General features: G+C 64.3%; 17 protein-coding genes, 3 rRNA genes and 1 pseudogene. 3 read left to right on the top strand and 18 right to left on the bottom strand.

The window, feature by feature from the left end; all coding sequences use genetic code 11:
- Positions 1–198 precede the first annotated feature (198 nt).
- Together D3H54_RS08525 and D3H54_RS08520 are read left to right on the top strand one after the other, a co-directional pair.
- Positions 199–1,689, top strand: coding sequence for a DNA-3-methyladenine glycosylase 2 family protein (locus tag D3H54_RS08525; RefSeq protein WP_149378672.1), 1,491 nt, complete (start codon positions 199–201; stop codon positions 1,687–1,689).
- Between the two features lie 8 nt (positions 1,690–1,697).
- On the top strand, positions 1,698–2,195 hold the full coding sequence (locus D3H54_RS08520; RefSeq protein ID WP_149383420.1) for a methylated-DNA--[protein]-cysteine S-methyltransferase: 498 nt from the start codon (positions 1,698–1,700) through the stop codon (positions 2,193–2,195).
- Between the two features lie 63 nt (positions 2,196–2,258).
- Here the strand turns inward: D3H54_RS08520 and rrf are convergent.
- The 4 genes from rrf to murA form a co-directional block, all read right to left on the bottom strand.
- Positions 2,259–2,371: ribosomal RNA gene (rrf, locus tag D3H54_RS08515) — 5S ribosomal RNA — on the bottom strand.
- 146 nt (positions 2,372–2,517) lie between these two features.
- A 23S ribosomal RNA gene (locus tag D3H54_RS08510) occupies positions 2,518–5,634 on the bottom strand.
- Positions 5,635–6,036: 402 nt separating this feature from the next.
- Positions 6,037–7,556 (bottom strand): 16S ribosomal RNA (locus tag D3H54_RS08505).
- Together the 16S, 23S and 5S rRNA genes form the textbook arrangement of a ribosomal RNA operon.
- Positions 7,557–7,849: 293 nt before the next feature.
- Complete coding sequence (gene murA / locus D3H54_RS08500) at positions 7,850–9,100, bottom strand: UDP-N-acetylglucosamine 1-carboxyvinyltransferase (protein WP_149378671.1); 1,251 nt, start codon at positions 9,098–9,100, stop codon at positions 7,850–7,852.
- A 62-nt stretch (positions 9,101–9,162) separates the two neighbouring features.
- Here murA and D3H54_RS08495 point away from each other — a divergent pair, with 62 nt between their 5' ends.
- The gene (locus D3H54_RS08495) at positions 9,163–9,756 is read left to right on the top strand and encodes a cob(I)yrinic acid a,c-diamide adenosyltransferase (RefSeq protein WP_149378670.1); all 594 of its coding nucleotides are present in this window, start codon (positions 9,163–9,165) and stop codon (positions 9,754–9,756) included.
- Position 9,757: 1 nt separating this feature from the next.
- Here the strand turns inward: D3H54_RS08495 and D3H54_RS08490 are convergent, their stop codons facing one another.
- From D3H54_RS08490 to prfA, 14 genes and pseudogenes are all read right to left on the bottom strand, one after another.
- Positions 9,758–10,201, bottom strand: a complete 444-nt coding sequence (locus D3H54_RS08490) for a DUF2550 domain-containing protein (RefSeq protein ID WP_149378669.1) — start codon at positions 10,199–10,201, stop codon at positions 9,758–9,760.
- 17 nt (positions 10,202–10,218) lie between these two features.
- The gene (locus tag D3H54_RS08485) at positions 10,219–10,584 is read right to left on the bottom strand and encodes a F0F1 ATP synthase subunit epsilon (protein ID WP_149378668.1); all 366 of its coding nucleotides are present in this window, start codon (positions 10,582–10,584) and stop codon (positions 10,219–10,221) included.
- Between the two features lie 27 nt (positions 10,585–10,611).
- Positions 10,612–12,042: a F0F1 ATP synthase subunit beta gene (gene atpD / locus D3H54_RS08480; protein WP_115321449.1), complete on the bottom strand. Its 1,431-nt coding sequence runs from the start codon at positions 12,040–12,042 to the stop codon at positions 10,612–10,614.
- A 23-nt stretch (positions 12,043–12,065) separates the two neighbouring features.
- Positions 12,066–12,989: a F0F1 ATP synthase subunit gamma gene (locus tag D3H54_RS08475; RefSeq protein WP_149378667.1), complete on the bottom strand. Its 924-nt coding sequence runs from the start codon at positions 12,987–12,989 to the stop codon at positions 12,066–12,068.
- A gap of 18 nt (positions 12,990–13,007) precedes the next feature.
- Positions 13,008–14,657 carry a F0F1 ATP synthase subunit alpha gene (atpA, locus tag D3H54_RS08470; RefSeq protein WP_149378666.1) on the bottom strand — a complete coding sequence of 550 codons (1,650 nt, stop codon included), beginning with the start codon at positions 14,655–14,657 and terminating at the stop codon, positions 13,008–13,010.
- Between the two features lie 71 nt (positions 14,658–14,728).
- Entirely contained in the window at positions 14,729–16,060 is a 1,332-nt protein-coding gene (locus D3H54_RS08465) for a F0F1 ATP synthase subunit B/delta (protein ID WP_149378665.1), read from the bottom strand.
- Positions 16,061–16,063: 3 nt separating this feature from the next.
- Positions 16,064–16,576, bottom strand: coding sequence for a F0F1 ATP synthase subunit B (locus D3H54_RS08460; protein WP_083122770.1), 513 nt, complete (start codon positions 16,574–16,576; stop codon positions 16,064–16,066).
- Between the two features lie 5 nt (positions 16,577–16,581).
- Positions 16,582–16,833: a F0F1 ATP synthase subunit C gene (locus tag D3H54_RS08455; RefSeq protein WP_005148260.1), complete on the bottom strand. Its 252-nt coding sequence runs from the start codon at positions 16,831–16,833 to the stop codon at positions 16,582–16,584.
- Between the two features lie 70 nt (positions 16,834–16,903).
- Positions 16,904–17,659 carry a F0F1 ATP synthase subunit A gene (gene atpB, locus D3H54_RS08450; protein ID WP_149378664.1) on the bottom strand — a complete coding sequence of 252 codons (756 nt, stop codon included), beginning with the start codon at positions 17,657–17,659 and terminating at the stop codon, positions 16,904–16,906.
- A gap of 7 nt (positions 17,660–17,666) precedes the next feature.
- Positions 17,667–18,143, bottom strand: a complete 477-nt coding sequence (locus D3H54_RS08445) for an ATP synthase subunit I (protein WP_149378663.1) — start codon at positions 18,141–18,143, stop codon at positions 17,667–17,669.
- A gap of 248 nt (positions 18,144–18,391) precedes the next feature.
- Positions 18,392–19,594 (bottom strand): glycosyltransferase family 4 protein, encoded by a 1,203-nt coding sequence (locus D3H54_RS08440; RefSeq protein WP_149378662.1) that lies wholly within the window; start codon positions 19,592–19,594, stop codon positions 18,392–18,394.
- Between the two features lie 33 nt (positions 19,595–19,627).
- Entirely contained in the window at positions 19,628–20,281 is a 654-nt protein-coding gene (locus D3H54_RS08435; protein WP_149378661.1) for an L-threonylcarbamoyladenylate synthase, read from the bottom strand.
- A pseudogene (gene prmC / locus D3H54_RS08430) lies at positions 20,278–21,128 on the bottom strand (peptide chain release factor N(5)-glutamine methyltransferase). Before prmC ends, D3H54_RS08435 begins: the two are co-directional and overlap by 4 nt.
- A complete protein-coding gene (gene prfA / locus D3H54_RS08425) occupies positions 21,125–22,192 on the bottom strand; it encodes a peptide chain release factor 1 (protein ID WP_149378660.1) in 1,068 nt (355 codons plus the stop codon). Before prfA ends, prmC begins: the two are co-directional and overlap by 4 nt.
- Positions 22,193–22,208: the final 16 nt, after the last annotated feature.

Below are 22,208 nucleotides of genomic sequence, written 5' to 3'. Positions count from 1 at the left end.
TGTTCAGCCGCAGCGCGATTGGTGGCCGAAGTCTCGCCTGCGTTTCTGACCAACCACTGTGTCCGCGGTTATCTGTTCGGGCGCGAAGTGGCTGCTGCCGACGGGCTGCGGGCCAGGGTTGATTACGACGACGATCGCTCGACCACGATGTCGGTTTTCCGCTAGTGCTGTCGGTGCCGACGTGTAAAAGTTCAAGACGTGCATGATGATTTCGACCGCTGCTACCGCGCCGTCCAGTCCAAGGACTCGCGGTTCGACGGTTGGTTCGTCACGGCGGTCAAGACGACCGGCATCTACTGCCGGCCCAGCTGCCCGGTGCGTCTGCCGCTGGCCCGCAACGTGCGCTTCTACCCCAGCTCGGCGGCCGCGCAACGAGCGGGCTTTCGGGCCTGCAAACGCTGCCGACCGGATGCCTCGCCGGGTTCGCCGGAGTGGAACGTCCGCGGTGACGCGGTGGCCCGGGCGATGCGCTTGATCGGCGACGGCGCGGTGGACCGCGAGGGCGTGACCGGACTGGCCAGACGGGTCGGCTACACCTCCCGCCAGCTGGAACGGATGCTGCAGGCCGAGGTCGGTGCCGGGCCGCTGGCCCTGGCCCGGGCGCAGCGGGTGCAGACAGCGCGGGTGCTCATCGAGACCACCGAGATGGCGTTCAGCGATATCGCGTTCGCAGCGGGCTTCGCGAGCATCCGCCAGTTCAACGACACCCTGCGGGCCGCCTGCGACACCACACCGACGGCGTTGCGGGCCAAGGCCTCCCGCCGAGACTGGGCGGCAACCGCGCCCGACGGGCAGGCGTTGTCGCTGCGGCTGCCGATCCGCACCCCGTTCGCCTATGACGGCGTGTTCGGGCACCTGGCGGCCAGCGCGGTGCCGGGCTGTGAAGAGGTGCGCGACGGCGCCTACCGCCGCACGCTGCGCCTTCCCTCGGGCTACGGGGTAGTGAGTCTGACGCCACAGCCCGATCACGTCCGCTGCACGCTGGTGCTCGAGCAGGTCCGCGACCTCGCCACCGCGATCGCTCGCTGCCGCCGGTTGTTGGACCTCGACGCCGACCCGGAAGCCGTTCTCGATGTGCTGGGTGCCGACGCCGACCTGAGCGCGGTGGTTCACAAGGCGCCCGGACAGCGGATACCGCGCACGGTCGACGAAGAAGAACTGACGGTGCGGGCCGTACTCGGTCAGCAGGTGTCGACCAAAGCGGCACGCACCCATGCGGGCCGGCTCGTCGCCGCCTACGGCACACCGGTGGCCGATCCGCACGGCGGACTGACGCACACCTTCCCCAGCACGGCTCAGCTGGCCGATATCGACCCGGCGCACCTTGCCGTGCCTGCCACCCGCCGGCGCTCGGTGACCACGCTGATCGCGGCCCTGGGTGATGGCAAGCTGACACTCAATCCCGGCTGTGACTGGCAGCAGGCCCGTCAACAGCTACTGGCCCTGCCAGGAATCGGACCGTGGACCGCGGAGATCGTCGCGATGCGGGGGCTCGGTGATCCCGACGCCTTTCCGGCCAGCGACCTCGGTGTGCGGCTCGCGGCCGAACAACTCGGCCTGCCCTCCGATGCGCGGGCGCTGACCGCCCACAGTGCACGCTGGCGACCGTGGCGGTCATATGCCGTGCAGCATCTGTGGACGACCCTGGACCACTCCGTGAATTACTGGCCACCGAAGGAGACACCGTGACGACGACAATGCGGTACCGAATCATCGACAGCCCGGTCGGGCCGCTCACCCTGGCCGGCACGGGATCGACGCTGCGGCATCTGCGGATGGTGGACCAGACGCACGAGCCGGATCGGTCCGACTGGGCGCAGTCCGATGATGAAATATTCGCCGACGCGGTCGAGCAGCTGGCGGCCTATTTCGCCGGTGAACTCACCGAATTCGACCTCGATCTGGATCTCGGCGGAACCGAATTCCAACGTAAAGTCTGGTCCGCCTTGCGCACCATTCCGTACGGCGAGACACGATCCTACGGAGAAATCGCGATGCAGATCGGATCACCGGGCGCATCGCGCGCGGTGGGAATGGCGAATGGCCGAAATCCGATCGGCATCATTGTGCCGTGTCATCGCGTTATCGGTTCTACCGGCGGATTGACAGGATATGGCGGAGGAATTGATCGAAAGCGCGCACTCCTGGCGCTGGAGAAAAGCCGAATGCCGGCCGATCTCTCACTATTCGATTGATATACACATACAAAAATGCCTGTGCCCCCTAATCGAAATTAGGGGGCACAGGACTTAAATTGTGTTCGGCGGTGTCCTACTTTTCCACCCTGTTGGGTAGTATCATCGGCGCTGGTAGGCTTAGCTTCCGGGTTCGGGATGGGACCGGGCGTTTCCCTGCCGCTATGGCCGCCGTAACTTTATTCACTCTTTTTTGAGTGTCCCCCTGTGTGGGGGAGGTTTAGTTTTGGTGGTGGGGTGCAGTGTTGTGACTGCTGTGGTGTGGTTGCGGGCGTTGATGTGCGTCTTACAGTGTCCGAATCAACTGGTTTGTTGTTTTGGTTGTTGTAAGTTTTCGGCCGGTTAGTGCCAGTTCCCTGAACACCTTGCGGTGCGTATAGGTCTGGTCTATCGATCCCGTGGTCTGCGGGGGGCCTTATCCCTCTAAAAGGGTGAGAAACCTGGTCTTGGAGAAGGTTTCCCGCTTAGATGCTTTCAGCGGTTATCCTGTCCGAACGTGGCTATCCAGCGGTGCCCCTGGTGGGACAACTGGTGGACCAGAGGTTCGTCCGTCCCGGTCCTCTCGTACTAGGGACAGGTTTCCTCAAGTTTCTGACGCGCGCGGCGGATAGAGACCGAACTGTCTCACGACGTTCTAAACCCAGCTCGCGTGCCGCTTTAATGGGCGAACAGCCCAACCCTTGGGACCTGCTCCAGCCCCAGGATGCGACGAGCCGACATCGAGGTGCCAAACCATCCCGTCGATATGGACTCTTGGGGAAGATCAGCCTGTTATCCCCGGGGTACCTTTTATCCGTTGAGCGACACCCCTTCCACTCGGGGGTGCCGGATCACTAGTCCCGACTTTCGTCCCTGCTTGACATGTCCGTCTCGCAGTCAAGCTCCCTTGTGCACTTGCACTCAACACCTGATTGCCGTCCAGGTTGAGGGAACCTTTGGGCGCCTCCGTTACATTTTAGGAGGCAACCGCCCCAGTTAAACTACCCACCAGGCACTGTCCCTGGACCGGATATACGGTCCGAAGTTAGAAGTCCAATACGATCAGAGTGGTATTTCAACAATGACTCCGCCCACACTGGCGTGTGAGTTTCACAGTCTCCCACCTATCCTACACAAACCGTATCGAACGCCAATACCAAGCTATAGTGAAGGTCCCGGGGTCTTTTCGTCCTGCCGCGCGTAACGAGCATCTTTACTCGTAGTGCAATTTCGCCGAGTCTATGGTTGAGACAGTTGAGAAGTCGTTACGCCATTCGTGCAGGTCGGAACTTACCCGACAAGGAATTTCGCTACCTTAGGATGGTTATAGTTACCACCGCCGTTTACTGGGGCTTAAATTCTCCGCTTCACCCAAGGGTTAACGGGTCCTCTTAACCTTCCAGCACCGGGCAGGCGTCAGTCCGTATACATCGTCTTGCGACTTCGCACGGACCTGTGTTTTTAGTAAACAGTCGCTTCTCACTGGTTTGTGCCACCCCCCACCGCTGCCGGCAGCTAGTGCCATGACAGTAGGAGGTCCCCCTTCTCCCGAAGTTACGGGGGTATTTTGCCGAGTTCCTTAACCATAGTTCACTCGTACGCCTTGGTATTCTCTACCTGACCACCTGTGTTGGTTTGGGGTACGGGCCGTGTGTGCGCTCGCTAGAGGCTTTTCTTGGCAGCAAAGGATCACCGAATTCGCCTCACTCGGCTATGCATCACCTCTCAGGATATATGCCAGACGGATTTGCCTATCTGACTCCCTACGGGCTTGCCCCAGTATTACCACTGACTGGTACGGCTACCTACCTGCGTCACCCCGTCGCTTGACTACTACCCACCCGGGTCTCGCGCAGCCGGTGACCCCCGCTTCCCGAAGGAATTGGTGGGACACCATTTGGGCGATTAGCAGAATGGATTCATCAGGGACGCTCACACACGGGTACGGGAATATCAACCCGTTGTCCATCGACTACGCCTGTCGGCCTCGCCTTAGGTCCCGACTCACCCTGGGCGGACTGGCCTGGCCCAGGAACCCTTGGTCTTTCGGCGGGCAAGGTTCTCACTTGCCTTATCGCTACTCATGCCTGCATTCTCACTCCCACACCCTCCACAGCTCCATTACCAGGCTGCTTCACCGGTGTGCAGGACGCTCCCCTACCCATCGAACAAGTTCGATGCCGCGGCTTCGGCGGTGTGCTTGAGCCCCGCTACATTATCGGCGCACAATCACTTGACCAGTGAGCTATTACGCACTCTTTCAAGGGTGGCTGCTTCTAAGCCAACCTCCTGGTTGTCTCTGCGACTGCACATCCTTTTCCACTTAGCACACGCTTAGGGGCCTTAGCCGGCGATCTGGGCTGTTTCCCTCTCGACGTACGGAGCTTATCCCCCGCCGTCTCACTGCCACGCTTTCACTTACCGGCATTCGGAGTTTGGCTGACGTCAGTAACCCTGTGGGGCCCATCGGCCATCCAGTAGCTCTACCTCCGGCAAGAAACACGCAACGCTGCACCTAAATGCATTTCGGGGAGAACCAGCTATCACGGAGTTTGATTGGCCTTTCACCCCTACCCACAACTCATCCCCTCAGTCTTCAACCTAAGTGGGTTCGGGCCTCCACGCGGTCTTACCCGCGCTTCACCCTGGCCATGGGTAGATCACTCCGCTTCGGGTCCAGAACACACCACTACACCACACACTGTTGTGTGGATACGCCCTATTCAGACTCGCTTTCGCTACGGCTACCCCACACGGGTTAACCTCGCGACATGTCCCTGACTCGCAGGCTCATTCTTCAAAAGGCACGCCATCACCCCACCACGAAGGAGGGCTCTGACGGATTGTAAGCGCACGGTTTCAGGTACTATTTCACTCCCCTCCCGGGGTACTTTTCACCATTCCCTCACGGTACTAATCCGCTATCGGTCACTGAGAAGTATTCAGGCTTACCGGGTGGTCCCGGCAGATTCACAGCAGATTCCACGGGCCCGCTGCTACTCGGGAACAGTTCCACAGGAGCCGTGATGTTTTCAGTTACGGGGCTCTCACCCACTACGGCAGGCCATCCCAGGCCACTTCACCTAACACCACGGTTTATCACTCCCGCCCCGGCCGGCAGACCGAAGACGAAACGTCCCACAACACCGCACACACAACCCCTGCCGGGTATCACATGCATACGGTTTAGCCATCCTCCGCGTTCGCTCGCCACTACTAACGGAATCACAATTGTTTTCTCTTCCTACGGGTACTGAGATGTTTCACTTCCCCGCGTTCCCCCCCGCACCCTATGTATTCAGATGCGGGTGACACGACATCACTCGTGCCGGGTTTCCCCATTCGGACATCCTCGGATCAACGCTCGGTTGGCAGCTCCCCGAGGCATAACGCAGCCTCCCACGTCCTTCATCGGCTCCCAGTGCCAAGGCATCCACCATGCGCTCTTACACACTTACAACACAAAAAACCAATTCGAAAAAAAAATTGCACATCAATCGCACCCACACACCACCCAACCAGAGCCGAAACCCCAGACAGGCACCATGTGCGCGCTAGATGCTCGCAACCACTATCCACAAATCAAACACCACACCCCACCACCAAAGATGGAGCAACAACACGCCGACCCCGCCAACGCGGAGCCACCCGGACACCCGGGCACGGGCCTGTTGTCTCAAAGCCCAACAGTGTGTTTGGCAGCACCAGACAACCCCCCACAAAGGAAGGTCCCCGTCCTGGATGTTTGCTTGTCGTGCACCAGACCCCCACCCACTACAGGCGAGAGGCCATCCAACGAATCGACCAGGACACCGAACCCCCACACGATGTGGGCGGACCTGATTCTCGTGGTGCTCCTTAGAAAGGAGGTGATCCAGCCGCACCTTCCGGTACGGCTACCTTGTTACGACTTCGTCCCAATCGCCGATCCCACCTTCGACGGCTCCCTCCCACAAGGGGTTAGGCCACCGGCTTCGGGTGTTACCGACTTTCATGACGTGACGGGCGGTGTGTACAAGGCCCGGGAACGTATTCACCGCAGCGTTGCTGATCTGCGATTACTAGCGACTCCGACTTCACGGGGTCGAGTTGCAGACCCCGATCCGAACTGAGACCGGCTTTGAAAGGATTCGCTCCACCTCACGGCATCGCAGCCCTTTGTACCGGCCATTGTAGCATGTGTGAAGCCCTGGACATAAGGGGCATGATGACTTGACGTCATCCCCACCTTCCTCCGAGTTGACCCCGGCAGTCTCTCACGAGTCCCCACCATTACGTGCTGGCAACATGAGACAAGGGTTGCGCTCGTTGCGGGACTTAACCCAACATCTCACGACACGAGCTGACGACAGCCATGCACCACCTGCACACAGGCCACAAGGGAACCGACATCTCTGCCGGCGTCCTGTGCATGTCAAACCCAGGTAAGGTTCTTCGCGTTGCATCGAATTAATCCACATGCTCCGCCGCTTGTGCGGGCCCCCGTCAATTTCTTTGAGTTTTAGCCTTGCGGCCGTACTCCCCAGGCGGGGTACTTAATGCGTTAGCTACGGCACGGATCCCAAGGAAGGAAACCCACACCTAGTACCCACCGTTTACGGCGTGGACTACCAGGGTATCTAATCCTGTTCGCTCCCCACGCTTTCGCTCCTCAGCGTCAGTTACTGCCCAGAGACCCGCCTTCGCCACCGGTGTTCCTCCTGATATCTGCGCATTCCACCGCTACACCAGGAATTCCAGTCTCCCCTGCAGTACTCAAGTCTGCCCGTATCGCCCGCACGCCCACAGTTGAGCTGTGAGTTTTCACGAACAACGCGACAAACCACCTACGAGCTCTTTACGCCCAGTAATTCCGGACAACGCTCGCACCCTACGTATTACCGCGGCTGCTGGCACGTAGTTGGCCGGTGCTTCTTCTACAGGTACCGTCACTTGCGCTTCGTCCCTGCTGAAAGAGGTTTACAACCCGAAGGCCGTCATCCCTCACGCGGCGTCGCTGCATCAGGCTTGCGCCCATTGTGCAATATTCCCCACTGCTGCCTCCCGTAGGAGTCTGGGCCGTATCTCAGTCCCAGTGTGGCCGGACACCCTCTCAGGCCGGCTACCCGTCGTCGCCTTGGTAGGCCATTACCCCACCAACAAGCTGATAGGCCGCGGGCCCATCCCACACCGCAAAAGCTTTCCACCACACACCATGAAGCATGCGGTCCTATTCGGTATTAGACCCAGTTTCCCAGGCTTATCCCAAAGTGCAGGGCAGATCACCCACGTGTTACTCACCCGTTCGCCACTCGAGTACCCCGAAGGGCCTTTCCGTTCGACTTGCATGTGTTAAGCACGCCGCCAGCGTTCGTCCTGAGCCAGAATCAAACTCTCCAAACAAAAACCCCTCACCCAAAGGCAAGGCAGAATTCGAATCAGAACAAGCCTGACCTAACAAAACAAGACACCAAACACTTGGCATCAAAAAACCGCACCCCAACACGGGGGTATCAGAATGCGGCAAAAAACAACAACAAACAAAAACCACCAAACACACTATTGAGTTCTCAAACAACACACCCGGCCGACGACCGCCAGCAGGCAACCCTGCCATCTTACTCGATGTTGTTGGCTTGTCAACTTGCCGCTGCCTCCCCATCGCTGGGTCCGGCGCGGCTGGCCGACTGCCTACATTACACGCGTTCTATCTCAGCTCCAAGTCGCACAAGGTTTTCCACGAAGAGCGGGTAGCCCCGGTCGATGTGAAACACGTCGTGAACTTCGGTTTCACCGTCTGCGACCAGCCCGGCCAGCACCAGCCCGGCGCCGGCCCGGATGTCCGAACACCACACCGGCGCACTCGAAAGCTGCGGGATCCCCCGCACCACCGCGTGGTGACCGTCGGTCCGGGCGTCCGCACCCAGGCGGATCATCTCCTCGACGAACCGGAACCTCGCCTCGAACACGTTCTCGGTGATCATCGACGTCCCGTCGGCGATCGACGCCAACGCGATCGCCATCGGCTGCAGATCGGTGGGAAAGCCCGGGAACGGCAGTGTCGCCACATTGCCGGCCTTCGGACGGTCGTACTGCACCACCCGGAACCCGTTGTCGTGCTGGGTGACGGTGGCGCCGGCGTCGTGCAGCTTGTGCAGCACCAGCTGAAGGTGAGCTGGGTCCACCCCGGTGACCGCGATGTCACCGCGGGTCATGGCCGCTGCGATCCCCCACGTCGCGGCCACGATGCGGTCGCCGATCACCCGGTGCTCGGTGGGGTGCAGCCGCGGGACGCCCGTGATCGTCAGTGTCGACGTTCCGGCGCCTTCGATCTGGGCGCCCATTTGGCAGAGCATTTCGCAGAGGTCGACGACGTCGGGCTCGCGGGCCGCGTTGTGGATCGTGGTGACACCCTCGGCCAGGACCGCGGCCATCAGGATGTTCTCGGTCGCCCCCACCGACGGGAACTCCAGCTGGATCTCGGCGCCGTGCAGGCGCTCGGCGGTGGCGACCACGCAGCCGTGCTCGATCGTGCAGTCGGCGCCGAGCTGTCGCAGCCCCGCCTGATGCATATCCAGCGGGCGCGAGCCGATCGCGTCGCCACCGGGCAGTGCGACCCGGGCGCGTTTACACCGTCCGACCAACGGACCCAGCACGCAGACCGAGGCCCGGAACTGGCGCACCGCGGCGAAGTCGGCTTCGTATTTGGGCTCGTCGGGTGAGGTGATCCGCACAATCGAGCCGTCGAGTTCCACATTGGCGCCGAGGCCGCGAAGGACCTCCGCCATCAGTGGTACGTCAAGAATGTCGGGGCAGTTGGTGATCGTTGTGGTGCCCTCGGCCAGCAGGCTGGCCGCCATCAGCTTCAGAACACTGTTTTTGGCACCCCCAACGGCGACTTCGCCCGACAACCGGTTACCACCGGTCACCACGAAACGCTCGCCCACGGCCGTTAGTTTAGTGGAGGCAAGGCCCTGCACCGTGCCACCTGGCCGGTACGGTTTTACCCATGGCAGTACACCTGACCCGCATTTATACCCGGACCGGCGACGACGGCACCTCGGGACTGAGTGATTTCTCACGGGTGGACAAGAATGACCCGCGGCTGGTCGCGTACGCCGACTGTGACGAGGCCAATGCCGCCCTCGGAGTGGCCGTTGCGCTCGGACAACCCGACGATGACCTGCGCAAAGTGCTGGTACAGATCCAGAACGACTTGTTCGACGCGGGCGCCGACCTGTCCACTCCGGTGGTCGAAAACCCGGAATATCCGCCACTGCGGATCACCGCCCCGTACGTGGAGCGACTCGAGGCGTGGTGCGACCACTACAACGACAGCCTGCCGGCCCTGAACTCGTTCATCCTGCCCGGCGGGACCGCACTGTCGGCCCTGCTGCATGTCGCGCGAACGGTGACCCGGCGCGCCGAGCGCTCGGCGTGGGTCGCGATCAAGGCCTATCCGGACACCGTCAGCCCACTGCCGGCGCGCTACCTCAACCGGCTGTCCGACCTGCTGTTCATCCTGTGCCGGGTGGCCAATCCCGGCGGTGACGTGCTGTGGCAGCCCGGCGGTGGCACAGCCGAAAAGCCTGCGAAGGAGTAGTTCAGGCCGTGCGTCGCCGCGCCCGCGGCGACGGACTCGATTCCACCCAGGACAAAAACGCCGTCAGCGCCCCGCGGTCCAGCGCCATCTCGTACCCGCGGCCGCGTTCGCCAGTGGTGTCGTGCAGTTCCAGCACGACGATCGCGTCGGACATGATGTCGAACTCGTCGCCGCGCGGACCGCGCCGGGCGATGACTTCCAGCCCACGCCTGCTCAGCCGGCGATCCGGCCACCATCGCAGACTCGACAACCGGTAGAACCTGGCCTCATCACCGCGATAGCGGATGACGCCGTGCCGCCAGCCATGCCCGCCAACTGCCGGGGTGTCACGCAGAATCGCCGCCGTGCCACCCTGCCGGAGCTTCCACAACCGGTAGGTCAGGGCCGCCACGACAAGCCCCAGCACACTGACCAGCGCGACCATGAAGATCATCGGCGCGCTCATCAGTCGCTGGCTCTCGACTAGTCGATCTGGCCTAGGGCGCGCAGGCGCGCCCGACCGCGGGCAGCGGTCTGCGGATCGTCGGACGCCGCGTCGGATTTGGCGGCGTCCGCGTCGATCTCGGACTCGAACGCCGCGGACTCGGCGAGGATCGTCACGCCCTCCTCGGTGACCGACAGATAACCGCCGTCGACGGCGATCCGCAGATCGTCCTCGCCCTCCCGCTCGACACGCACCATCGCGTCATCGACGAGTTGCGCCACGAGCGGGATGTGCCGAGGCAGGATGCCGATCTCGCCCGACGTGGTGCGGGTGAAGACGAACGTCGCCTTACCCGACCAGATCTTGCGCTCGACGGCGACGATGTCGACGTCCAATTCGGCCATCTCACATCACCTTTCGCGTCTGTAAGGTCACAGCTTGGCGCCGAGGCTCTCGGCCTTCTTCGCCAGGTCGTCCAGGCCACCGATCAGGAAGAACGCCTGCTCGGGCAGGTGGTCGAACTCGCCCTTGGCCAGCTTGTCGAACGCCTCGACGGTCTCCTTGAGCGGAACCGTCGAACCCGGCTGGCCGGTGAACTGCTCGGCCGCCATCATGTTCTGGCTCAGGAAGCGCTCGATCTTGCGGGCGCGGTACACCAGGACCTTGTCCTCTTCGGAGAGCTCGTCGATACCGAGGATCGCGATGATGTCCTGAAGATCCTTGTAGCGCTGCAGGATCCGGATGACTTCCTGGGCGACGCGGTAGTGCTCGTCGCCGACCACGCTCGGGTGCAGAATCGTCGAGCTCGATGCCAGCGGATCCACCGCCGGGAAGATGCCCTTGGAGAACACCGCACGGGAGAGCTCGGTGGTGGCGTCCAAGTGAGCGAACGTGGTGGCCGGCGCCGGGTCGGTGTAGTCGTCGGCGGGCACGTACACGGCCTGCATCGAGGTGATCGAACGGCCACGCGTCGAGGTGATGCGCTCCTGGAGCTCACCCATCTCGTCGGCCAGGGTCGGCTGGTAACCCACGGCGGACGGCATACGGCCGAGCAGCGTGGACACCTCGGAGCCGGCCTGGGTGAACCGGAAGATGTTGTCGATGAACAGAAGCACGTCCTGGCCCTGCTCATCGCGGAAGTATTCCGCCATGGTCAGCGCGGACAGGGCGACCCGCATACGCGTGCCCGGCGGCTCGTCCATCTGGCCGAACACCAACGCGGTGTCCTTGAGCACGTTGGCGTCCGCAAGCTCGACCCAGAGGTCGTTGCCCTCACGGGTGCGCTCCCCCACCCCGGCGAACACCGAGGTGCCACCGAAGTTGCGGGCGATGCGGTTGATCATCTCCTGGATCAGCACGGTCTTGCCGACGCCGGCACCACCGAACAGGGCGATCTTGCCGCCACGCACATACGGGGTCAGGAGGTCGACGACCTTCAGGCCGGTCTCCAGCATCTCGGTGCGCGGCTCCAGGTCGGCGAAGGCCGGCGGCTTGCGGTGGATGGACCAGTGCTCGAAGTCCTTGCCGTAGCCCGGATCGTCGAGGCAGTCACCGAGGGCGTTGAACACGTGGCCCTTGACGCCGTCGCCGACCGGCACGGAGATCGAGGCACCGGTGTCGGACACCTCGACGCCACGCACCAGGCCGTCCGTCGGCTGCATGGAGATGCAGCGCACCAGGTTGTCACCCAGGTGCTGGGCAACCTCGAGGGTCAGAGTCTTGGCCAGCGCGCCGAAGGTGATCTCGGCGTGCAGCGCGTTGAACAGTTCGGGCACTGAGCCACGCGGGAACTCGACGTCCACCACGGGGCCGGTGATGCGGACGACGCGTCCGGCGGTCTTGGTCTCTACGGCAGCAGTCATTCTCTCTTCGCTTCCTATGTGGCCTATTTCGCGTCGGCCAGCGCGTTGGCGCCACCGACGATTTCGCTGATTTCCTGAGTGATCTGCGCCTGACGTTCGCGGTTGGCCGCCAGCGTGAGTGCCTTGATCAGATCGTCGGCGTTGTCGGTCGCCGACTTCATGGCGCGCCGACGAGACGCCGACTCCGACGCCGCCGCCTCGAGCAGCGCCGCGTACACGCGCGTCGCGATGTAGCGCGGCAGCAGAGAGTCGAACAGCTCCTCGGCATTGGGCTCGAACGAGAACAGCGTCTGCGGGCCGGATTCCGGTTCGCCGACGTACTCGACGACCATCGGGGCGATCCGCAGCGCCGTCGCCGTCTGCGACAGCATCGACCTGAACTCCGTCGACACGATGTGCAGTTCGTCGACACCGAGGACGCCGTCGGCGCCGGCCTCGTCACCCTCGTCGTCGACGCCGGACATGAACGCCGTCACCAGGGTGGCGGCGATGTCCTTGGCGTGCTCGTAATCGGGCCGCTCGGAGAAGCCGGTCCACGACTCTTTGACCTCACGCTGACGGAAGCTGTAGTAGCCCAGCGCTTTCCGGCCCACGACGTAGAGCACCGGATCCTTGCCCTCTTCCCGCAGCAGCGAGAAGAGTTCCTCGGCCCGGCGCAAGACGTTCGCGTTGTAGCCGCCGCACAGACCGCGATCCGACGAAACCACCAGCACACCGGCCCGCCGCGGGTTCTCCCGCGCGACGAGCAGCGGATGATCGAGCGCGCTCGCGCCCGCCAGCTCGGTGAGCATGTTGGTGATCTCGTTGGCGTAGGGCCGGGCCGCATCGACCCGGGCCTGCGCCTTGGCGATCCGCGACGTGGCGATCAGCTCCTGAGCCTTCGTGATCTTCTTGATCGACGAGGCGGATTTGATACGTCCGCGTAGTTCGCGAAGTGTGGCTGCCATTTCCCTATAGCTCTTCTACTAGTTCTTTTTTGGCGCCGGCTTACGGACCTTGACCGATTCCTTCTCCAGGTCCTCGGGATCCAAAGCGTCAGCCTCGTGCTCGTCGGCGACCACCGAGCTGCCGTCGCTGGCGGCGAAACCCTTCTTGAACTCGTTGATGGCCGAGACCAGCTTCTCCTCGGCCTCCTCGGAGAGCTTCTTGGACTCCTTGATGCCGGTGAGGATCTCCGAGTGGCTGGCCTTCACGTGCTCCAGGAATTCGGACTCGAAGCGCGAGACATCCTCGGCAGGAACAGAATCCAGATGCCCCTGAGTGCCCAGGAAGATCGCGACGACCTGATCCTCGACCGCCATCGGGCTGTACTGGGCCTGCTTGAGCAGCTCGACGAGGCGCACACCGCGGTCCAGCTGAGCCTTCGACGCAGCGTCGAGGTCGGAGGCGAAGGCCGCGAAGGCCTCCAGCTCGCGGTACTGCGACAGGTCCAAGCGCAGACTTCCGGCCACTTCCTTCATTGCCTTGATCTGGGCGGCACCACCGACGCGGGACACCGAGACACCGACGTTCACGGCCGGGCGAACGCCCTGGTTGAACAGGTCGGACTCCAGGAAGCACTGGCCGTCGGTGATCGAGATGACGTTGGTCGGGATGAACGCCGAGATGTCGTTGGCCTTGGTCTCGATGATCGGCAGACCGGTCATCGAGCCGCCACCGAGCTCGTCGGACAGCTTGGCGCAGCGCTCCAGCAGGCGGGAGTGCAGGTAGAAGACGTCGCCCGGGAAGGCTTCGCGGCCCGGCGGGCGGCGCAGCAGCAGCGAGATGGCGCGGTAGGCGTCGGCCTGCTTGGACAGATCGTCGAACACGATCAGCACGTGCTTGCCGTTGTACATCCAGTGCTGTCCGATGGCCGAACCCGTGTAGGGCGCAAGCCATTTGAAGCCGGCGGCGTCGGAAGCCGGGGCCGCGACGATGGTGGTGTACTCCATCGCGCCACCGTCTTCGAGGGCCCGCTTCACCGAGGCGATCGTGGTGCCCTTCTGGCCGATCGCGACGTAGACGCAGCGCACCTGCTGGTTGGGATCGCCGGTCTCCCAGGCTCCCCGCTGGTTCAGGATGGTGTCGACGCACACGGCGGTCTTGCCGGTCTTGCGGTCACCGATGATCAGCTGGCGCTGCCCGCGACCGATCGGGGTCATCGCGTCGATGGCCTTGATACCGGTCTGCAGCGGCTCACCGACACCCTGGCGCTGCACCACCGAGGGCGCCTGCAGCTCGAGTTCGCGGCGACCTTCGGCCTCGATGTCGCCCTGACCGTCGATCGGCTGGCCGAGCGGGTTGATGACGCGGCCCAGGAAGGCGTCGCCGACAGGCACCGAGAGAACCTCGCCGGTCCGCTTGACCTGCTGGCCCTCGGCGATCTTCTCGAACTCACCGAGGATGACCGCACCGACGCTGTGCTCGTCGAGGTTCAGCGCGACACCGAGCACACCGCCGGGGAACTCCAGCAGTTCCTGGGTCATCACCGAGGGCAGACCCTCGACGTGGGCGATGCCGTCGCCGGCGTCGATGACGGTGCCGATCTCCTCGCGCCCGGTATCCGCCTCGAAGCTCGAGACGTACTCCTGGACGGCGCCCTGGATGTCGTCAGCCGAGATTGTCAACTCTGCCATGGCTTTTCGTCTTCCTGCCTTTGTTTTGGGTCTTGGGGTTCGGTTGGCTTTTCGGCCGGTCGGTCGGTCGGCTAATCGGGAAGCCGCGTCACGGCTGCATCCAGCCGTGAGGACAACGTCCCGTCGATCACCTCGTCGCCGACGGCGACCGAAAGGCCGCCGAGCAGAGAGGGATCGATGTTCAGCTGCACCGAAACAGGGTGGTTGTAGATCCGGGTCAGCACCTCGGTCAGGCGGGTGCGCTGTTCCGAACTGAGCTCGGCAGCCGCACTGACCTGCGCGACGACCTCGCCGCGCCGAGCGACCGCAAGCTGAGCCAGCTCCAGCACCGCTTCGTCGGCCCGGTCGCCGCGCAGCAGGCTGATGGTCTGAACCAGCAGGGCGGTCGCGGTCGCGCTGGCGCCGCTGCCCTCACCGAGGACCTTGCGCAGCAACTCGATTCGGCCGTCGGCCGGTGCGGCGTAGTCACCCAGCAGGGAAGTCAGCCGGGGCTGCTCGTCCAGGATGCGGGTGAAGCGGAAGAGCTGCTCCTCGAGCTCGTCGGCCTGGTTCTCGCGGTCCGCACGAGTCAGCAGTGCCAGCCGCGCGACATGCTCGACGACGTCGACCAGATCCGACGTCAGCGACCAGCGCACCGACACCGCGGTCTCGAGCAGTTCCAGTGTGTTGTCGCCGACCTTGCCGTCCAGCAGCCGGTGGATCAACTGCTTCTTGGCGTCGACCTCACCGGACGACTCCGCGAGATGGCGGGTGAGGATGGGCTCCGCGATCAGCAACCCGGCAACCGACGCAAGGTCGTCGGACAGGGCGGACAACGCATCGGCCGACAGATCCGAGGACAGCGCGTCGAACTTCTCGACTACCGCGGCCTGCGCCTCGCGACTGGCCGATCGCAGATCCGAACCGGCCTCCGGCGCGTAGGCCGCCGGCGCCATCGAATCCAGTTCGTCCAGGAAGCGGTCGACAGTGGCGGACTGCGACTGCGAGTCAGCGACGTGCGCACGCACCAGCTCGCCTGCGCGGCGCACCGACTCACTGCCGAGGTCTTGACGCAGTTGCCGGATCAGCTGAGCGCGCAGCAACTGAACCTGTTGCGCACCTTGGACTTTGATCCGCTCCACCTCGACATCTGCCTGCGCACGCAGCTGCGCGGTGATGCCCTCGGCATCGACCCGCGCCTCTTCGACGATGCGCTTGGCCTCGGTCTTGGCCTCGTCGACCCGCTTGGCGTGATGCTTGTCGGCATCAGCCAATCGCTGACCGGCCTTGGCGCTGTCGTCGAGCTGAGTGCGGACGGCCTCTTTCTGGTTGGCCATCATGTTCTTCAGCGGCGGCACGACGTACCGCCAGATGATGGCCACGATGACCGCGAAGCCGATGAGCTGTCCGATGAAGGTTGACATGTCCTACCGTCCCGGCGCCGTTGTCGCCGACTCGCTGGAGACCTCAACACCCAGAACGCGGCTGGCCAGCGTGGCAGAAAGCGTGTCCACCGACGACCTCAGGTCACCGGAGATGCTGTCGCTCTGCTGCTTGAGCTGATCGGCCGCCTGCTGCAGGGTTGCGGCAGCCTCCTCGCTGGCGCGGCCCCGGTGCTCCTCGAGGATCTTGCGACCCTCGGCCCGGGCCTCGTCGCGGATCCCCGACGCCTCGGTGCGGGCCTCCGCCATCACCTTCTGGAAGTCGGAGTCCGCGGCGGCATCCAGTTCAGTGGCCTTGCGGTTGTTCTCGGTGGTCTTGGCGACCATCTTCTCGCGCTCACCGAGCACCTTCTGGACCGGCGGCACGACGAACTTGCCGATCACGCCCAGCACGATCAGGAAGATCGCGAGTACGAAGAAGAAGGTGCCGTTGGGGACGAGGAAGTTCTGGGTGCCACCTTCCTCGGCCGCCAACAGAGTGACGCTGTGCTCCCCCATGCCGACTAGGAAGCGCCAGGCGTGGCGAACACGAACAGGGCCATGAACGCCAGGTTGATGAAGTACGCCGCTTCCACCAGACCAACAGTGATGAAGAACGGCGTGAACAGCCGGCCCTGGGCCTCAGGCTGCCGGGCGATGCCGGAAATCAGGGCGTTGCCGGCGATGCCGTCACCGATACCGGCGCCGATGGCACCGCCGCCCAGGATGAGCCCGCCGCCGATCAGGGCGCCGGCGACGATGGTGGGGTCTGCCATTCCTTATCCTCCTTGATTGCTGGTAGGACACCTACCAGGCTGTGGGTGGTTCGGGGGTCGAACACGTCTTTTAGTGGTGGTCTTCTTCCAGTTCCATCGACTGGCTGAAGTACAGGATCGTCAGAAGCGCGAAGATGAACGCCTGGATCAGGCCGACGAACAAGTCGAACGTCTTCCAGATCGCGTTGGGCGCCCACATGATGTAGGGCGGGAACAGCGCGATCAGCGCGACCATGATGCCGCCGGCGAAGATGTTGCCGAAAAGTCGGAGCGACAACGAGATCGGCTTGGCCAGTTCCTCGACGAGGTTGATCGGGGCGAGGAACGCGACGTGGCCCTTGAGCAGCTTCACCGGGTGGCCGATGAGGCCGCGGCGCCAGATGCCGGCCGCGTGGTAGCAGAAGAACACGAACAGCGCGAGCGCCAGCACGAAGTTGATGTCGGCGGCCGGCGGCTTGAGCAGCTCATGGGTGCCGCCGTCGGCGGTGCCGTACTGCACGGGCAGCACCGAGATCCAGTTGGCGATCAGGATGAAGATGAACAGCGCCACCGCGAGCGGCAGCACGAACGGCGCGATCTTCATGCCGATCGCGGATTCGATCTGGCCGCGCATCTGCGTCGTCAGCGTCTCCCACAGCAGCTGGACGCCGCTGGGCACGCCGGTCGAGGTGACCTTGGCTCGCAGCACGAACGCCAGCGCGATCACGATCACGGCGGCGATCGCGGTCGCCAGGATGGTGTCGACGTTGACCGTCATACCCAGCCATGTGGCGGTGTCGTGGTGGCCGACCTCGATGGCGGCCTCGGCGAGGATGCGTTCACTCATCGCGTGGTCAATCCTTCGGTGCTTCGTCGGCGGAGCCGGCAGCTCCGGGGCTTGCAACTACGTCGGCGTCGTGGTCGCCCGTGCGAATTTTCTTCCACACCGGCAACGCGGTGCTCAAAACCAAAAGAACTTGGAACAGCGCCAAACCAAAGAGCACACCCAGCCCCAGGGGCCGGAAGATGATCGCGATGGCCAGGCCGATCGAGGTGATCACCAGCAACCGCGTCGCGGAGTTCAGTGCCATCTTGCGCTTGAGCGGGTGGTCACCGGCGGTGATCGACTCCACCGACCGCTGAACCAGAACGGCGTTGACCAGACCCAGCGCCAGGCCGACGCCGAAGAAAACCCCGAACAGGACGTAGCCGGCCACCGCGGCCAGCACCACCGCGAGGGCGGTCAGCGCAGCGCAGATCGCAAGGAGCCGAACGGGCCGGAAGGCAACGGACGGAAACACCAACGGCGCATCTTGCGCTGGTGTCGTCACAGGTTCACCTCAATCTTGCGTTCTGGGGAGCCGGTCAAGCGATTCTTCGTCCTGGTCCGCCGAGCGTATCGGAGGGCGACAGGCGCGCTGGAATCACCCAAGGGGCAGCTCCCTTTGTCGGTCGTAAATCGGCGCCGATCGGACGTGAATCCGATGGGCCGGGCCGGCAACCCGCGAGGTTTCTTGCTGTGTCTCGGCTGGGTTCTGCCAGCACCGTACCACATGGTAGACGGCAGAAAACACGTCTACTACTTACTGTCGTAAAGTCCCTCGTAATCGTCGTCCCGGCGGCGCAACAGTGGGATCAACGTGACCACGATGGCGCCGACGATCGCCGCCAGCATCACCGCCCCGGTGTAGCGCGGGTCGAAGAAGATGGTCGCCGCCGCACCGAACGCAATGATGCCCACCCACAGGTAGATCAGCAGCACAGCGCGGCGATGCGAGTGCCCGATCTGCAGCAGCCGGTGATGCAGATGCATCTTGTCCGGGCTCAGCGGGCTGCGACCGGCACGGGTGCGGCGGACGATGGCCAGCAGCGTGTCCAGCGCCGGAACCAGCATCACCGCGACGACCAACAGGAACGGCGAGAGCAGGGCGAACACATCCCGCGCGCCGTAGGCGCTCTGCGAGATCGGCCCGGCCGCGGTGGTGGACGCCGCGGCCAGCATCAGACCGATGAGCATCGAGCCGGAATCACCCATGAAGATCTTGGCGCGGTAGAAGTTGTGCGGCAGGAACCCCAGACACGCGCCCGCCAGCACCACCGAGATCACCGCGGGCGGGTAGAACAGCACATCGCCGCCATGGTCGCGCAGCAGGCCGACCGAGAAGATGCAGATCGCCAGCGCGGTGATCAGCCCGAGGCCCGCCGCCAAGCCGTCGAGGCCGTCGACGAAATTCATCGCATTCACGATCGACACCGTCAACGCCAGCGTCAGCAGGATCGAGGACACCTGGTCCAGCACGATGGTGCCGACCCCGCCGAGCGGGATGTACAGGACACTCCACGCCACGCCCATCGTGACCAGGACGCTGGCCGCGGTGATTTGGCCCGCGAACTTCGTCAGCGCGTCCAGACCCCACCGGTCGTCGATCAGCCCGATGCCCATGATCAGCCCACCGGCGACCACGACCGCCGGCATGCCCGAGGAGTAGATGAATCCGCGGGTGAGCGCGGGCAACTGCGAAGCCAGGAAGACCGCCACGACGACGCCGACGTACATCGCCAGGCCGCCCATCCGCGGGGTTGGCTTGAGGTGGACGTCACGCTCGCGCGGGTAGGCCACCGCGCCGACCCGGGTGGCGAACACCCGCACCCAGCCGGTGGCGAAATAGGTGATGATCGCGGCGGTCAGCCCGACAAGGGCCAACTCGCGCAACGGAACACCGGCGCCACGGTCAGCCAGCGCGAGCGTTGTGCTCGCAACGAATTCCGATGTGCTGGCCATCGCAAAAACCGTACTGCACCAATCTGTGGCGGTTCAGGCGGTCAACGACGCGACGTCGGTGCTGAGCACCTCGGCGATGGCGGCCGCGCTGATCGGCCCCTCGCGCAGCAGCCGCGGGGTGGACCCGGTGAGGTCGACGATCGTCGAGGCGGCCTGCTCCTGCGACGGCCCGGCATCGAGATACACCTGGACCAGATCACCGAGCTGGCGCTGCGCCTCCTCCGACGTCGTTGCCGCCGGCCGGCCGGACAGGTTCGCGCTGGAGACCGCCATCGGGCCGGTCTCGCGCAGCAGTTCGATCGCCACCGGATGCAGCGGCATTCGCAACATCACGGTGCCACGGGCGTCGCCGAGGTCCCACTGCAGCGAGGGCGCCTGCTGGACAACCAAGCTCAGCGCACCCGGCCAGAACGCCCGAATCAGTTCACGGGCGCTGTGCGGCACCGAATACACCAGGCCTTCGATGGTGTGCCAGGACCCGACGAGAACCCCGACCGGCATGTCGCGACCACGACCCTTGGCGGCCAGCAGCGCCGACACGGCGCCGCTGTCGAAGGCGTCGGCCCCGATGCCGTACACCGTGTCGGTGGGCATCACGACCAGCCGGCTGCTCTTGACCGCCGCCGCCGCGGCGGCGATCGCCTCGGCGCGCTGATTGGGGTCGGCACAGTCGAACACCTGGGTCACGCTGACTCCTTTACCCGGCGGGCCGTCACGAACCGCGGGCGGCCGGCTAGATCGTGGTGGGGGTGATATCACTGAAAAGCTCTGTGGCGCTGATGGTTTCGACAGTCAGCTGCGACGTGGTGTCATCGTGCTCGACGGCGAAGAGCCCGCCAGGCTTGAGCCAGCAGCCGGCCAGGCGCGCGATCGGCCCGATCACGGCCATCCCGTCGTCGCCGCCGAACAACGCGTGCGCCGGGTCGTGGTCGGCCACTTCGGGTTCCAGCTCTGCTCCCACGGGGATGTACGGCGGGTTGGACACCACAAGGTCGACGCTACCGCGCAACTCTGGGAGCAGCCCTGCGACGGTCACGTCGGCCTGCACCAATTCGACAGCGGTCGACTCGGCGTTGCGGCGGGCGTAACCCAGCGCGGTGGGGTCGTCGTCGACGGCGATGACCCGCGCCTGCGGCCACGCAGTGGCCAGCGCGATCGCCAGCGCACCGGATCCGGTGCACAGATCGACGATCACCGGCTGAGCGGGCAAGCGTTGCGCCAGCGCCCATTCCAGCAGCGCCTCGGTCTCCGGGCGCGGGATGAACACGCCGGGACCGACCGTCAGTTCCAGCGGGCCGAACGGCGCCGAGCCGGTCAGGTGCTGCACCGGGACGCGGGTGCACCGGGCATTGATGATGTCGTCGTAGCGGCGGAAGAAGTCGGCATCGGGCTCGTCGATGGTGGCCAGCCGGCCACGATCGATACCGGCCAGATGGGCCGCCAACAGCTCAGCGTCGATGCGCGCCGAGTCGATGCCCGCCCGGGCGAGCGCAGCGGTGGCCACGGCGATGGCCTGCCGCAGCCTGGTCGTCATGCCTGCTGAAGCCGGGTCTGCTTGTCCGCCTCGGCAAGGGCATCGAGAAGCGGGTCGAGCTCGCCGTCGAGCACCTGATCGAGGTTGTGCGCCTTGAAGTTGATCCGGTGATCGGCGATGCGGTTCTCGGGGAAGTTGTAGGTCCGGATTCGCTCACTGCGGTCAACCGTGCGGATCTGGCTGGCCCGGTCCGCCGACGCGTCGGCCGACGCCTGCTCCTCGGCCAGCGCCTGCAGGCGCGCGGCGAGCACCACCATCGCGCGGGCCTTGTTCTGCAGCTGCGAGCGTTCGTTCTGGCAGGTGACGACGATGCCAGTCGGCAGATGGGTGATGCGGACCGCCGAGTCGGTGGTGTTGACGCCCTGGCCGCCCTTACCGGAGCTGCGATACACATCGATCCGCAGGTCGGACTCGTCGATTTGGACAGCCTCGACGTCTTCGGGCTCGGGATAGACGAGGACACCCGCAGCCGAGGTGTGGACGCGGCCCTGCGATTCGGTGACCGGCACCCGCTGCACCCGGTGCACACCGCCCTCGAATTTCATCCGCGACCACACGCCATCCGCCGAGTCGCCCTTGCTGCGGATCGACAGCGTCGCGTCCTTGTAGCCGCCGAGATCCGACCACGTCTCGTCGAGCATCGTGACCGTCCAGCCGTGCCGCTCGGCGTACCGGATGTACATGCGCGCCAGATCGGCGGCGAACAGCGCCGACTCCTCGCCGCCCTCACCGGATTTCACCTCGAGGACGATGTCGTCGGGGTCGTGCGGATCGCGCGGTGCCAGCAGATCGGTCAGATGGGCGTCCAGCTCGGCGACCCTGGCCTCGAGTTCAGGCACCTCGGCGGCGAACGAGGCATCCTCAGCGGCCAGCTCGCGGGCGGCCTCGAGGTCGCCGCGCGCGGTCTCCAGCCTGCGGTAGGTGGTGACGATCGGGGCCAGCTGGGCGAAGCGGCGGCCCACCCGGCGGGCATTGCCGGCGTCGGCGTGCAGTGCCGGATCGGACATCTGACGCTCGAGGTCAGCGTGTTCGGTCAGCACGGCCTCAACCGTCGCGTGCGTCATGATCGCTTCCTCCTGT

Source organism: Mycobacterium sp. ELW1 (assembly GCF_008329905.1).
GTDB lineage: Bacteria > Actinomycetota > Actinomycetes > Mycobacteriales > Mycobacteriaceae > Mycobacterium.
This window is presented reverse-complemented; position numbering and strand designations above follow the sequence as displayed.

Bases quoted from the DNA above. Each gene is read 5' to 3' on its own strand.
- D3H54_RS08520 (WP_149383420.1), top strand. From the start codon at position 1,698: ATGCGGTACCGAATCATCGACAGCCCGGTCGGGCCGCTCACCCTGGCC.
- D3H54_RS08490 (WP_149378669.1), bottom strand. From the start codon at position 10,201: ATGAGCGCGCCGATGATCTTCATGGTCGCGCTGGTCAGTGTGCTGGGG.
- atpD (WP_115321449.1), bottom strand. From the start codon at position 12,042: ATGACTGCTGCCGTAGAGACCAAGACCGCCGGACGCGTCGTCCGCATC.
- atpA (WP_149378666.1), bottom strand. From the start codon at position 14,657: ATGGCAGAGTTGACAATCTCGGCTGACGACATCCAGGGCGCCGTCCAG.
- D3H54_RS08460 (WP_083122770.1), bottom strand. From the start codon at position 16,576: ATGGGGGAGCACAGCGTCACTCTGTTGGCGGCCGAGGAAGGTGGCACC.
- atpB (WP_149378664.1), bottom strand. From the start codon at position 17,659: ATGAGTGAACGCATCCTCGCCGAGGCCGCCATCGAGGTCGGCCACCAC.
- prfA (WP_149378660.1), bottom strand. From the start codon at position 22,192: ATGACGCACGCGACGGTTGAGGCCGTGCTGACCGAACACGCTGACCTC.
- D3H54_RS08475 (WP_149378667.1), bottom strand. From the start codon at position 12,989: ATGGCAGCCACACTTCGCGAACTACGCGGACGTATCAAATCCGCCTCG.
- D3H54_RS08465 (WP_149378665.1), bottom strand. From the start codon at position 16,060: ATGTCAACCTTCATCGGACAGCTCATCGGCTTCGCGGTCATCGTGGCC.
- D3H54_RS08440 (WP_149378662.1), bottom strand. From the start codon at position 19,594: ATGGCCAGCACATCGGAATTCGTTGCGAGCACAACGCTCGCGCTGGCT.
- D3H54_RS08485 (WP_149378668.1), bottom strand. From the start codon at position 10,584: ATGGCCGAATTGGACGTCGACATCGTCGCCGTCGAGCGCAAGATCTGG.
- D3H54_RS08455 (WP_005148260.1), bottom strand. From the start codon at position 16,833: ATGGCAGACCCCACCATCGTCGCCGGCGCCCTGATCGGCGGCGGGCTC.
- D3H54_RS08495 (WP_149378670.1), top strand. From the start codon at position 9,163: ATGGCAGTACACCTGACCCGCATTTATACCCGGACCGGCGACGACGGC.